Genomic DNA, 14,657 nt, shown 5'->3' with positions numbered 1-14,657 from the left:
TCATTGATATGAAAAGGATAATTATAGGTTTGTTATTATTGACCGGATTGAGCGGTTGCCACATATATAGGACGTATGAACGTCCTGAATTATCGGGAGTCGATAGTCTGTATCGAGTTCCGGCAATGACAGAAGATACGATGTCGCTTGCTGATTTTTCGTGGAAAGAACTTTTTACCGATACGGTTTTACAGCAGCTTATCGAAAAAGGAATAGCAAATAATACCGATTTGAATATAGCTCGATTGAAAGTGCGTGAAGCAGAAGCTTTGTTGACCTCTTCTAAGTTGGCGTATTTGCCTTCCGTTTCTCTTACTCCGCAGGGAACAATCAAGAGTATAGAAGGAAATAGTCCGACTAAGACGTATAATTTGGCTGCATCGGCCGATTGGGAATTAGATATATTCGGACGTCTCACTAATGCCAAACGAGAGGCAAAGGCTGTGTTAGAGCAAAGTCAAGCTTATAAGCAAGCCGTCCAGACTCAGTTGATCGCTACGATCGCAAATAGTTATTATACACTGTTGATGTTGGATAAGCAACTCGATATTAGTAAACGAACGGCCGAGATATGGGCAGAGAATTTACGCGTTATGAAGGCTTTGAAAAAAGCGGGGCAAACTACTGAAATGGCTGTTGCTCAAATCGAAGCAAGTAAATTGTCGGTCGATGCTTCTTTATTGTCATTAGAACAGCAAATTACTGAGGTGGAAAATTCTTTATCGTCTTTATTGGGAGTAGTTCCTCAGAGGATAGATCGTTCGACATTGGATATGCAGTCCTTTCCCGATACTTTATCGGTAGGAGTACCTTTGCAGTTGTTGCAGAGACGTCCAGACGTACGCCAAAGCGAAGCTGTATTAGCCGAATCTTTTTATACGACAAATCGGGCTTATTCGGCTTTTTATCCTGCCATTACGCTAAGTGGTTCGGCGGGGTGGACGAATGCAGCCGGAGCTATTATTTCTAATCCGGGGGAATGGTTGTTTTCTGCGGTGGGGGCATTGGTACAACCGCTTTTCAACAGAGGACAGAATATAGCTAATTTGAAAGTTGCAAAAGCTCGACAAGAGGAGGCTTTACTCACTTTCCGCCAGACACTCCTTAATGCTGGAACAGAAGTAAATGATGCTTTGTTACAATGGCAAGTTGCACGCCGACGATTGGATTTGGATCGACAGCAAATTATCTCGCTTCAATCGGCAGTCAGGAGTTCCGAACTACTGATGCGTCATAGTTCACAGAACTATTTAGAAGTACTTACCGCACGCCAGACTCTTTTGGATGCCGAGTTATCGGCCGTATCCGATCGTTTTGAAGAGATACAGGGAGTTATTAATCTTTATCATGCGTTAGGCGGAGGATATTAGGTAAGAAATAATTTTATTATAATAAATGACTCACCCTAAAAGTTCGAACTTTTAGGGTGTTGTTTTTTGTGATTAGTATAGAAATCAAGGTCATAAATAAATCGAAATGACAAAAAAACTTTCGTTTACTTTCGATTTATATCTTTTTGAGAAAAAATATTATCTTTGGCAAAATTATATATAAGTCAAATATAACAGTAAACTCTATATAGAGTTCGTTTTGTATTTGTCGCAAAGAAAGTACCAATGAAAGCAGAAACAAAATGTTGGATTATGGAGAGTTGTTTCAGTATTTTCACGGAAATAAGAAATAGTTGTTTAATATAATAAATACAAGACCTTCTAATATTTAAATGATTCTATGAAAACATTATTCCAATCTTTTTCTCCCTATTTAACGGGAGTAGCAGCGACTACTGTTGTTTTTTCTTTTTCGTCATGTAAGAAAGAAAATAAAGTTCCTCCTCGTTATAATATTGTTTATATTATGACAGATGACCATACCGGACAAATGATGAGTTGTTATGATACTCGCTATATCGAAACTCCTAACTTGGATAGAATTGCTCGGGACGGAGTTCGGTTCACGAATAGTTTTGTAGCGAATTCATTAAGTGGGCCGAGTAGGGCGTGTATGCTTACGGGTAAACACAGTCATGCGAATGGGTTCACCGATAATACGACTTGTGTATTCGATGGTTCGCAGCAGACGCTGCCTAAACTTTTGCAGACTGCGGGTTACCAAACCGCTATCGTGGGGAAATGGCATTTAGAGAGTATGCCTACGGGATTCGACTATTGGGAAATTCTTCCCGGTCAGGGCGATTACTATAATCCCGATTTTATAACGATGAATAATGATACGGTTCGAGAAAAGGGTTACTTAACTAATATTATTACCGACAAAAGTATAGATTGGTTGGAGAAAGGTCGTGATAAGGAGCAGCCCTTTTGTTTGTTTATTCATCATAAAGCTATTCACCGCGACTGGCTGCCTGAATTGAAATATCTCACGTTATATGAAGATAAAGAGTTTTCAATGCCCGATAATTTTTATGATGATTACGAGGGGCGGCCGGCTGCTGCTGCGCAAACGATGAGTATTGCAAAAGACATGGATATTATTTATGATACGAAAATGTATCGTGAGGGAATGAAGTCACGTTTGAAGAAAGCCTATGGACGTAAGATAAAACGGCTTACTCCCGAAGATCGGGTAGCCTATGATGCGGTATATGATTCTATAACTGATGTATTTTTTCGGGAGAATCCACAGGGGAAGGAGCTGGTTGAGTGGAAATATCAACGGTTTATGCGTGATTATGCAAAAGTTGTGAAGTCGTTGGACGATAATGTCGGACGAGTGTTAGACTATTTGGAAAAGGCCGGGTTATTGGATAATACGTTGGTTGTCTATACTTCCGATCAAGGATTTTATATGGGAGAACATGGCTGGTTTGATAAACGGTTTATGTATGAAGAGTCTATGCGAACACCGCTTGTTATGCGTTTGCCGAAAGGTTTTCAAAAGCGAGGCGATATTACCGAATTGGTGCAGAATATAGATTATGCACCGACATTCCTCGAATTGGCCGGTGTGGAGATTCCCGATGATATACAAGGTATTTCATTGATGCCGTTATTGGAGGGCGAGCATCCGCAAGACTGGCGATCTTCTCTTTATTATCATTTTTATGAATATCCGGCAGAACACATGGTAAAACGCCACTATGGCGTTCGTACTGAACGTTATAAATTGATACATTTCTATGACGATATCGATCAATGGGAACTATACGATTTGCAAACTGATCCCACGGAAATGAACAATCTTTTCGATAAGCCGGGATATGAAAGTATAATCGAGAAATTGAAACAGGAATTGGTCGGACTTCAAACTTTATACGGAGATTCGATAGAGTACCGATTACGGGATAAAAAATTATAGGATAAAAATTAGGGAGAGAAATTTAGAAATAAGTTATTCAATATAAAGTTATGGTGATGAAGAAAGTTTTTTGGATTATTTTGTGTATGTTTTTTATCCCCCTAGTTACTTTTGCCGGGAATATGAAATTGCATTATGATCGTCCGGCAGAGTATTTCGAAGAGGCTCTCGTGATAGGGAATGGGACGATGGGAGCGACTTTATATGGCGGTGTAAAAAAAGATAAGATTTCATTTAACGATATAACACTTTGGACAGGAGAACCCGAAAGTGAAAATTCTTCTCCCGATGCTTTTAATGTTATTCCCGAAATCAGAGCTTTACTGGATAATGAGGATTATGAAGGGGCAGATAAGGCTCAATACAAGGTACAAGGACATTACAGCGAAAATTATCAACCACTTGGAACATTGACGATAGAATATCTTGATGATACAGCAGGTATTTCTGATTACCACCGATGGCTCGATATTGGTAATGCTACGGCACGAACGCAATACTTGAAGGACGGAAAACTTTTTACGAGCGATTATTTTGCATCGGCTCCCGATTCGGTGATTGTCATTCGTTTGAAATCTGAAAATAAGGAAGGAATTCATGCGTTGCTTTCGTTCGATTCTCCGTTACCTCATAGCTCGCAGGTGGCCGATAATGAAATATCTGTTGAAGGTTATGCGGCTTATCATTCGTTTCCGGTTTATTATAAGGCGGAAGATAAGCATCGCTATGATCCGGAAAGAGGCATTCACTTTAAGACTCTTGTGAGGGTTTTGAGTGTCGATGGGAGTGTAAAGAATCGATACTCGGATAGTCGTATCGAGATTGACGGGAGCACAGAAGTGCTCATTTTGATAGCGAATGTTACGAGTTTTAATGGTTTTGACAAGGATCCGGTTAAAGAGGGGCGTAATTATCGCAGTCATGTAGAAAAACGTATGAAGTGTGCCATCGGTAAAACTTATGATGCTTTGCGAGAGGCACATATTAGAGACTATAAATATTATTTCGACCGTGTAAAACTCGATTTAGGAAATACAGATGATGATATTGCGGCATTGCCGACAGACAAACAGTTACTTTTTTATACCGATTGTAAGCAACAAAATCCAGATTTAGAGGAACTTTATTTTCAATTTGGACGCTATTTGCTCATATCTAGCTCTCGTACTCCGGGAGTCCCGGCCAATTTGCAGGGCCTGTGGAACGAAAGTGTGCTTCCGCCTTGGAGCAGTAACTATACAGTCAATATTAATCTCGAAGAAAATTATTGGGCTTCCGGTACGACTAATCTGATAGAGATGCAATATCCGCTGATAGAGTTTATTGCTAATCTCAGTAAGACGGGAAGAAAAACCGCAAAGGATTATTATGGAGTAGAGCGAGGTTGGTGCTTGGGGCATAATTCAGATGTTTGGGCGATGACGTGTCCTGTTGGTCTTAATGAGGGGGACCCTTCATGGGCTTGTTGGACGATGGGGGGTACATGGTTGTCTACTCACATTTGGGAGCATTATCTTTTTACATTGGACAAGGAATTTTTGTGTAAATTTTATCCTGTGTTAAAGGGGGCAGCAGAGTTTTGCATGGATTGGTTAGTCGAGAAAGATGGAAAACTTGTGACCTCTCCCGGAACCTCTCCCGAAAATAAGTACATTACGCCTGATGGGTATGTGGGAGCTACTTCCTATGGAAACACTTCCGATTTGGCGATGATACGCGAATGCCTTATTGATGCCGCCGAAGCCTCGAAGGTGCTCGGGGTGGATAAGTCTTTCAGGAAAAGAATTAAAAAGACTCTTTCTCGGTTGTATCCGTATCAAATTGGGAAGGACGGTAATTTGCAAGAGTGGTATTACGACTGGCAAGATCAGGACCCATATCATCGGCATCAATCTCATCTTTTCGGGTTGTATCCGGGACATCATTTGTCGGTTGAGGAAACTCCCGAATTGGCGGCAGCTTGTGCCCGTACACTCCAAATTAAAGGAGATGAAACGACCGGTTGGAGTACCGGGTGGCGTGTAAACCTTTTGGCTCGGTTACGAGACGGAGAAAAAGCCTATCATATGTATCGTAGGCTTCTTCGGTATGTCAGTCCCGATAACTATAAAGGAGAAGATGCGCGGCGTGGGGGTGGAACTTACCCGAATTTGTTGGATGCTCATTCGCCTTTTCAAATAGATGGTAACTTTGGCGGGTGTTCGGGTGTTATAGAAATGCTCATGCAATCTTCAACCAATAAGATCGTTCTTCTTCCGGCATTGCCAGAGTCTTGGGCCGATGGTAAAGTACAAGGTATTTGTGCTCGTGGCGGGTTTGTCGTCGATATGGAATGGAAAAATAGAGAAGTTGTATCATTAATTGTCTCTTCCCTTAAAGGAGGACGAACTGAGATTTGCTTCAATGGAGTTTCGAAAAAAGCCGTATTTAAAGCCGGTGAGAAGAAAAGATTGTTGTAGTTGAAAAGTAGTATGCATTATTCTATTTTTAGTTAAATAGTTATCTTTATTTTAACATCTGTTTTAACTTTATGAATTAACACTGCGAAATTCTTCTCTTTATCTAAATTTGAAAACTTAAAAGGTCATAAAGACTATTGATTCTGAAAAATATCGTTTAGCTATCAATCGGGTAAGCGTTATTTCCCTTTTTGTGCTAAAAACATATTAAAATGTTTGGTTATAAAGAACAAAACACCCAAATGAAAATGATTGGTATGTTGATTATTATTAGTTTTTTTGTGAAAAGTTAATACCATTGATTATAAAAAATTAATATTATTATTTATCCTTACTTTATTCGGAATGAGTTGTGTAGTTGCTCAAGACAATAATCTATCTCAAACTTCCGACTTAAAAGCTTATGTAGATAGCCTTTCTACAAAGTTAAATACATTGCAACATGATTATGATTACCTGTATTGTCGTCATGAAATTAATCAGCTACAGTCTGAACTTAACGATTTACAGCATGATGTAAATATTAGGTCAAATGCTATTCTTATCAAGTGTTTTCTTGGAAGATATGATTCTGATTTATACTCTATTTATAGAAGTGGTTACAACTCACAGGTTGACTTATATGACTCTTTTAAGGAAAGTGTTGAACTTGTTCAAAGGGCAGTAAGATTAAGGATTCTTTCTTCTAATTTTACCCAAAATGAAATAGACGTTTTGATGAATGGCTGTGAAACTCTTGATCGTTGTTTATCAGCACTGCAATCTGCATTAGATTATTGTGAGCTTGTTATAGGCATATATAGAGATTTGAAATAATTTTCGTCTTTTAATAGCATGAAAAGTTAGAGTATCTTTGTGGTACTCTAATTTTTTTGTACTATGAAAATAATTATCAACGGTAAAACTGCTATTCTAAGGAAAGGAACATCGTTTAAGTTCGTTTCTGAAAATTACTCTGTAATGCTACGGAGTATTTCAGTTTTCATTATCGTAGATATTTTAAACCTCCTCCCCTGTGTTTCCTGCAAGAAAATATAGGGAGGGTGGCGTAGCCGGAGGGGCTGTGGAATACAGAAGTTAAAAACTATTACTCTTTAAAAAAACATAGAGTGTCTCATGGGGAGAGGCACTCTGTGTTTTGAATATTCTAATTTTAAATAATGAGGTTATTCCTTCACGGTGAAAGAGCCTTTAAGTCCTTCGGTACTGTTCGGGGCAACCCAGATGTCAAACTGTCCGGCTTCTACCTTCTTGATTAAATCTTTACCGTAGAAGGCCAGTTCCGAGATGGGCAATTTGAACGATACGGTTTGAGCTTCGCCGGCTTTCAAGGCAAGGCGTTGGAACCCTTTTAACTCTTTGACGGGGCGAGTGATAGATCCTACCAAATCGCGAACATAAAGTTGCACGACTTCGGTACCGTCGATGTCGCTCGTGTTTTTGATCGTAGCGGTGACTGTAAGCGTATCGTTGGCATTCACTTCGTTGCTCGACAGGTTAAGATCGGAGTATTCGAATGTGCTATACGAAAGACCGTATCCGAATGCGAACAACGGGTCTTTTCCCGAATCCAAGTAGAACGATGTGTTGCCGAGCGATGTTTGCGGGGCTTCCAGCGGAATGTCGTTTATCGGGGTAATCCAATTTTGTGCCGGCCGGCCGGTATTGTTGTGATTATAATACATGGGGATTTGTCCCACTTCGCGCACGAAGGTCACCGGCAGTTTTCCACTGGGGTTGGCCTTTCCGTAGAGCAAGTCCATGATAGCCAATCCGCCCATCGTACCCGGGTGGAAGTTATAGAGAACCGCGTCGGCATAGGGCAGGTCGCGCTCGATCGTGAGCGGCCGGCCGGCCATAACGACCATAACGACCGGTTTGCCGGTGCTTTTTATGGCTTTGAGCAGTTCCGATTGTTTGCCTATCAAGTTGATGTCGCTCAACGAGTGAGCCTCTCCCGACAGGATAGCCTCTTCGCCGACAAAGACAACAGCCACATCGGCTTGGCGGGCGATGCTTTTTGCCCTTTCGAAATTACGGGTGCTCTCGTCTCTCGAATGACCCAGCCCGGCCTCGTAGTAGTATTTTATGTGTTTGTATTCGTCGCTTTGCAAGGCTTTCAACGGAGTTACGGTGTGGTTTTTGTCGCCGTCGAACGACCATGTGCCCAGTTGGTCGTAGGGTGCGTGAGCCATAGGGCCGATAATGGCTACGGTCTTATTCTCTTTCAACGGAAGCACACCGTTGTTCTTCAATAAGATAGCCGATTCGGTAGCGGCTTGCCGAGCCGTTTGCAAATGTTCGTCGGAGTAGATTGTCGAAGTTTCCACTTCGTCGACATAGGGATTTTCAAATAATCCCAGCCGATATTTAATGCGCAGGATATTGCGAACCGCATTGTCGATGACGTCTATGGAAACTTTGTTCTCGGCGATTAGTTCGGGCAAGTAGTCGACGTAGGTCTGGCTCACCATTTCCATGTCGAGACCGGCATTGGCCGAGAGGCGGGCCACATCTTTTCGGTCGGCGGCAAATCCGTGGTTAATCATTTCGACCATGGAGCACCAGTCCGAAACGACAAAACCGTCGAATCCCCATTCATCGCGCAATACCGTGCGCAGGAGGAAATCGTTGCCCGAGGCGGGAACCCCGTCGTTGTCGTTGAACGAGGTCATTAGCGTGGCGGCTCCGGCTTCGACCGTTTTTTGGAACGGAGGCAGATAGACGTTGCGCAATAGGCGCTCGGGGATATTGGTCGAGTTGTAATCCCGTCCGCCTTCCGAGGCGCCGTAGCCGACAAAGTGCTTCACACATGCGGCGATGGCGTCGTTGTCAGAGAGGTTGTCCCCTTGGAATCCACGCACCATGGCGACACCCAGTTCACTGGCCAGATAGGGGTCTTCGCCCAGACTCTCGGCAATACGTCCCCAGCGGGCGTCGCGAGAGATGTCGAGCATGGGAGCGAAGGTCCATGTAATACCTTGCTCGCGGGCTTCGGTAGCGGCCATGTGGGTGCCTTTCTCCACGAGTTGCGGGTCGAACGAGGCTGCCATGCCCAGCGGAATGGGCAGTACCGTTTTGTAGCCGTGGACAATATCCCGCCCGATGATGAGGGGGATACCCAGCCGTGACTCTTCGACGGCAGTTTTTTGTATTTCGTTGATTAGTTTCGGGTCTATGTTGAGCATCGAGCCCAACTCACCATTGCGCACTTGGGCTTTGATGGAGTCCAAGGATTTATCGAAATGGATTTGGTTCATTTGTCCGATTTTCTCTTCGAGCGTCATTTGGCTCAACAGATCTTCTATAAAACGATCTTCTTCGGTTTTTCCTGTTTGTGTACAGCTTGTAGCGAATAAAGCGGCCATGCAGATGACAAACAATCCTTTTTTCATTGTATAAGAGGAATTAAGTGGGTTATAAAACTATTTTGCAAGTATGATGTTGTGTCGCGTTGCGCAGTTGGAGCAGATAGACGCCCGAAGCGTTGGCGGGCAATTGTATCGTTTCGTCGTTTTCTATCGTTTTGGAGAACAGGGTTTGTCCGCATAACGAGTAGCACGAAACAAGGCAACTCCCGTCTATCCCCTTTATGACGAGTTCTTTTTCGACCGGTCGGGTATATACTTCGATATTTGATTTTGTCATTTCGGTATAGCCCGATGAGTTGTCCGATGATACGAGCAGTTGCAGTTTCCGTGTGTCGTCGGCCTCCGACGAATAGAAATAGAGCAGGCCGGTGGCGTCGGTATCGTTCATCTTCAACTGTAATGTGACGAGGGATTGTTGGGCTTCGATTTGCTCTTTTACCCAGTCGGTCACGTTCCATTCCACATAACTGTCGAGCTCATTGCCCAAAACTTTCGTTTCGCCGATGGTGGTGAAATCGGTGGGTTTCGTGTCCCAAGTCATGGTGGTATATTGCTGGGTATTGCCCGCTATGCCTACCGGGTGAGTCTCTTTCCGCACCCAACTCGGGTAGATGCAGTCGTAATAGTAGGCACGCAATACGATGCGGTTGGCCTCGGGATCGATTTTATCGATTGGGAACGATAGATATGCCTCGCGGGTATGGGTGTCGGAGTTTCCTTTTACCTCCAAATGGTCATCGTCTACATAAGCCGTTGTTTTGTTGGCTTGGTGCACATAGGTGTCGAAAGTAGGCGAGATCGCTTGTTTGCCGATAAAGATTTCGGCTTTTCCCGAAACCTCGCCGCTCTCGGTGGTGCGGTTGCTTATGGCCACGGGCAAGATAGAGGTTTGGGCTGTTACGGTAGGAACTGTTACGATGTACGGGTTTTCCATGATGCTGTCCAACTTTTGTTCCACCCCGTTGACCGAGTAGATGAGATTCCAAGGCGAAACCCCGGTGAAGCGGCAAATGAAAGAGGCGTTTTCGCCGCTTTCGACAATGCTGTTCTTTTCAGAAATTTCGACCGAGGCGGGCATGGGGTCGAACAATTTTTCCAGTTCTTCCATGCAAATGGCAGCCATTTTTTGTTGTATGTATTGCTCTTTTCCGCGCAGCGGGTGCCACCCGAATGTAATGTCGTATATCTTCTCGGTGTCGGCGGCATACTTGATACTCGGTTGTCGTCCGTCTTCGTCTACTACTTTGCGGGTGAAGCCTATATTATCGTCCCATTTGATGAGCGGCAGTTGCCAGCGTTCGGCCAATTCCCTGATGCTTTGGTTGTACGAGATACGGGAATCGTGCCAGTGGGTACACAGGATAATCGTGGCGGGTTTGCCGTTCTCGGTTTGGTAATATTTCGAATTGGGGTTGTTTTTCAAGTTGTAGCAGTCGGCTTTGTATCGCTTGATTACATAGTCGTACGCCGTGTTGTATTGTTGAATGTCGGCGTGTGTGTAGTCTTCGTAATTCTCTTTGATGCCGGTTGTGCTGGCTACGTCTTGGTTGTGTACATGCATGATGATGAATGCGTCGGTGCGTTCGAGTTCTTCGTCGGTGTAAAACCTGTCGTAGAACATATCGGAGGCGGTGTGTTTAATGGCGTCGCCCGATACGGCTTTGTTCATAGCCTCGGCGTTGAAGGCGTCGCACACCAGTTCGAACCACCCGTTCTCGGGGACTGCAAACGAGGCCCCGGCAAGCAGGAAGTGGTATTTATATTCCTGTGCGTATGAAAACAGGGCAAAAAGGGATAAAATCCCCGCTAAGACAGTACGTTTCATATTCATTTGTGTTTTTTGTAATAGCGACTAATTTTTCACTTGGATCTTTGCGGTGGCCTGTATCGCTTTCGACGATGAAGCGACGTGGAGCGAGTAACTGTCGTTCTCCAATTTCCAATCGGCGGTTTGCTCGTCATAGAAAGCGAACGACCGAACCGGTATTTCTATTTCCACTACTTGCTCTTCTCCGGCTTGCAGGAAGACTTTTTTAAATCCTTTGAGCTCTTTGACCGGGCGTAGCACACTGGGCTTTTTCTGGCTCATATATACCTGCACGGTTTCGGCTCCGGGGGTGTCGCCTGTATTTTTCAGGGTAAACGAAATCTTTACAGACTCGTCGGCACGGTATGTTTTTTTATCGGTTCGAGCCTTCCCATATTGGAATGTCGTGTATGAGAGCCCGTATCCGAAGGGGAACAGCGGATCTATTTTTTTTGTGTCGTGCCAGCGATAACCCACCAGAATATCATCTTTGTAATATTGCGTGCCGTTTACACCCGGGTAGGACTCTGCCCCGAAATAGTGGGCGCTGTTGTCTTCCAGTTTTACCGGAATGGAGAACGGCAATTTCCCCGAAGGATTGGCTTCGCCGCAGATGATATTGGCGGTAGCCGTGCCGGCTTGGGAACCCAAATACCACGATTGCATGAGCCCGTCGATTTGCGAGAGCCACGGCATGCTCACGGCATTGCCGCTAATCAGTATGACACCGGTATTGGTATTCACTTGAATAATTTTCTCGATCAACTCGTTTTGTCCGAAAGGCAGGTCCATGCTCCGGCGGTCATCGCCTTCGCAATCTTGTTGAAAGTTTTTGTTGAGGCCTCCGAAGAACAGGACTACATCGGCTTCGCGAGCCACTTTCAAGGCCTCTTGCACGAGCGAGTCGGCGTCGAGTCCCGAGGGTAACTCGTTACTGTAATTGGGCTCGCCCGAAGCATAGCCCAGAGTGAACAGAATATGCTCTTTGCCGTATTTTTCGATCATACCCTCCAACGGCGAGATTTCTTTTTGTGGCTTCAATTCGGAGGAGCCGCCACCGAGGCTCAACTGTTTGACCGCATTCTCGCCAATGACGGCGATTTTCTGGTAGCGACCTTTCTCGATAGGAAAGAAATGATTTTCGTTTTTCAGCAGCACAATACCCTCCTCGGCTATTTTGCGGGCAATCTCGGCGTGTTCGGGAGTAAGTTTACACCCGTAGGGACGGTTCCGGTTCATACTGGTGCGGAAGGTTAGACGCAACACCCGGCGCACTTTCTCGTCCAACAGCGATTCGGGCAACTCCCCGCTCTCTATCTTTTTTAGGAACGGTTGAGCCAAATAATAATCGTCGTAGGCCGAACTCAATCCCCAAGTCAATCCGTTTGTCCAAGAGCCCATTTCGAGATCGAGCCCGTAGCGCGCCGCCTCATCGGTATCGTGAGCCGAGCCCCAGTCGGTCATCATAACCCCATCGAAGCCCCAATCCTTTTTTAGGATTTGGTTGATAAGCAGGTCGTTGTGACTGCAATACTGGCCGCGGAACTTGTTGTATGAACCCATCACTGTCCACACTCCACCTTCCTGTACACCCGCCTTGAATGCCGGTAGATAGATTTCATATAAAGCCCGGTCGCTCACCTCGACATTGATTTTGTCTCGGTCTTTCTCTTGATTGTTCAAGGCTAAGTGTTTCAAGCAGGCGGCGACACCGTTTTGTTGCATACCTTTTACATAGGGGACAACCATGCGGGACGACAGGTAGGGGTCTTCGCCCATATATTCAAAGTTGCGTCCGCTCAGCGGCGTGCGGTAGATATTGACCCCCGGCCCGAGAATGACGTCTTTTTCCCGATAGCGGGCTTCTTGGCCTATGGCGTTGCCATATTTGAATGCCAATTCGGGATTGAACGTGGCCGCCAGACAGGTCAATGCCGGATATGCCGTACAAGAATCGTTGGTCCAGTCGGCATGATCCCAGTTGTCCCATACAAATTCCATGCGCACGCCGTGGGGGCCGTCGCTCATCCACAATTCGGGGATACCCAGCCTCGGGCAGCCGGGTGAACTGAATTTAGATTGGGCATGTATGATGGCGATTTTTTCCTTTAAGGTCATGCGCGACAAGGCATCTTCGACACGAACCTCGATGGGTTGATTGTCGTCCAGATAGGGCGGCGTAGGTTCTTGTGCCATCACTTGCGCTGTCATGGCCAGCAGAACAGCCGAAAGAGTGTTGATTCTTAAAAATGAATGCTTCATAATGATTTTTAGTGAAAAATAGGTTTATCGACACAGACGATATTATTTGAAATATTGTCCTTCTTCCCGCAGCCGTTTGCGCAGGAAATCGACATCTATATTGTGAACATCGTTTTTGGACTGTTTGATAGCCAATGCTGCGGCCAGACCGGCAGCCTCGCCGGTGACCAGCGAAGGGGGCATGACACGCAAACTACCCAAAGCCTCCTCGTCGGTCGAGATGCAGCGTCCCGCTGTCAGCAAGTTCTTTATGCCTTTGGGAGTAAGTATCCGGTAGGGGATACCGTGCGACTCGCCTCGTCCGTAATGCTTGGCTTCGTAGCCTTTGATGTGTATATCCACGAAGTAGCAATTCCGGCCAATCTCGTCGTCGAAGCTCTTGCGGTCCAACCAATCTTGAATCGTGAACACATAGTCGCCCTCGATGCGCCGGCTTTCGCGTATTCCCAGTAACGAAGCGGTCTTGACGATAAATGCGTTCCCATACACTTGCGGCTGGTAATCTTTGAGCATGCGCAGGTATTCGGCGGCCACCTTTCGCCCTTTCACCATGGCGTCCGATATTTGCCACGGGTCGGTCGAGTTGGTCATGGCGATATGCCCCGCATTGAATTGCACCACACTCGGCCCGATGAGGTTGTTGCAGCTATGTTGGTCTATCAACGGGTATTTGCCCGATTTCAAAGCGTCGTGAATGGGGCTATCCTTGTTTTCCCAATAAAGGTTGGGATTTGTCGTGTAGCCGTATGAATCGACATTGGCCACCGAGAAACAGAGGGTGGAGAGCTGCACTTGGTCGCTGTTGTTGCCCATGAAATAGTTGGCTCCGGCCCATACCGAGAGGTCTCCGTCGCCGGTACAGTCAACGAATACTTTGGCTTTGAACGCCGTCAGCCCGTTTTTATTGGCGACGATAATGGCCTCGATGGTGTCGTCCGATGCCATTTCCACATCGGCCAAGCGGGAGAAAAACAATACCTTTGCACCCGATGAGCAGACCATATCGTCATAGACGGTCATGAGTTGCTCGGGGTTGATAGATACCCAGTCCAGTTTATCGGCCGGTTCGTGGGGTACCCCTTTTTTAGCGGCGCGGAATACCTTCTCGGCCAATCCCCGGTAGATGATTTTTTCTCCGTCGGAGAAGGGGCACCAAGCGGGAATCATTCCGGTAGTACCCATGCCGCCCAGTTGGCCTGTCGCTTCGATGAGCAAGGTTTTGGCTCCTTCACGGGCGGCGGCGGTAGCTGCGGTACAGCCGGCGGGGCCGCCACCTACCACAATCACGTCCCATTGACTGTCGATTGCGATTTTTTGGTTTTTGATCGAGAGGGTAGGCTGTTTCTCCCCAGCCTGTAAAAACGAGGGTACAGAAGTGGCCGCTAAGAGCATGCCGCTTTTTTTAATGAAATCTCGTCGGTTTATATTCGTGGGTTTCAT

General features: G+C 45.5%; 8 protein-coding genes. 4 read left to right on the top strand and 4 right to left on the bottom strand.

Annotated elements, in window-relative coordinates:
• Window positions 1–8: 8 nt before the first annotated feature.
• From NBH06_RS00230 to NBH06_RS00215, 4 genes are all read left to right on the top strand, one after another.
• A complete protein-coding gene (locus NBH06_RS00230) occupies window positions 9–1,370 on the top strand; it encodes a TolC family protein (RefSeq protein WP_250792158.1) in 1,362 nt (453 codons plus the stop codon).
• A gap of 361 nt (window positions 1,371–1,731) precedes the next feature.
• On the top strand, window positions 1,732–3,318 hold the full coding sequence (locus NBH06_RS00225) for a sulfatase family protein (protein WP_195492015.1): 1,587 nt from the start codon (window positions 1,732–1,734) through the stop codon (window positions 3,316–3,318).
• Between the two features lie 56 nt (window positions 3,319–3,374).
• Window positions 3,375–5,777: a glycosyl hydrolase family 95 catalytic domain-containing protein gene (locus NBH06_RS00220; RefSeq protein ID WP_250792156.1), complete on the top strand. Its 2,403-nt coding sequence runs from the start codon at window positions 3,375–3,377 to the stop codon at window positions 5,775–5,777.
• A gap of 345 nt (window positions 5,778–6,122) precedes the next feature.
• Entirely contained in the window at window positions 6,123–6,593 is a 471-nt protein-coding gene (locus tag NBH06_RS00215; RefSeq protein ID WP_250792154.1) for a hypothetical protein, read from the top strand.
• A gap of 350 nt (window positions 6,594–6,943) precedes the next feature.
• Here the strand turns inward: NBH06_RS00215 and bglX are convergent, their stop codons facing one another.
• Genes bglX through NBH06_RS00195 form a run of 4 tightly spaced genes read right to left on the bottom strand, consistent with a single transcriptional unit; the run spans window position 6,944 to window position 14,657 of the window.
• Window positions 6,944–9,172 carry a beta-glucosidase BglX gene (bglX, locus tag NBH06_RS00210; protein ID WP_250792152.1) on the bottom strand — a complete coding sequence of 743 codons (2,229 nt, stop codon included), beginning with the start codon at window positions 9,170–9,172 and terminating at the stop codon, window positions 6,944–6,946.
• 22 nt (window positions 9,173–9,194) lie between these two features.
• Window positions 9,195–10,973 carry a DUF5040 domain-containing protein gene (locus NBH06_RS00205; protein ID WP_250792150.1) on the bottom strand — a complete coding sequence of 593 codons (1,779 nt, stop codon included), beginning with the start codon at window positions 10,971–10,973 and terminating at the stop codon, window positions 9,195–9,197.
• Between the two features lie 27 nt (window positions 10,974–11,000).
• A complete protein-coding gene (locus NBH06_RS00200; RefSeq protein ID WP_407934810.1) occupies window positions 11,001–13,217 on the bottom strand; it encodes a glycoside hydrolase family 3 C-terminal domain-containing protein in 2,217 nt (738 codons plus the stop codon).
• 42 nt (window positions 13,218–13,259) lie between these two features.
• Window positions 13,260–14,657: an FAD-dependent oxidoreductase gene (locus NBH06_RS00195; RefSeq protein WP_195554826.1), complete on the bottom strand. Its 1,398-nt coding sequence runs from the start codon at window positions 14,655–14,657 to the stop codon at window positions 13,260–13,262.

It is taken from the genome of Barnesiella sp. B2-R-119 (assembly GCF_023656675.1).
Taxonomy (GTDB): domain Bacteria; phylum Bacteroidota; class Bacteroidia; order Bacteroidales; family Barnesiellaceae; genus Barnesiella; species Barnesiella intestinihominis.
The sequence above is the reverse complement of the archived record's forward strand: the minus strand, read 5'-3'. Positions and strand labels throughout refer to the sequence as shown.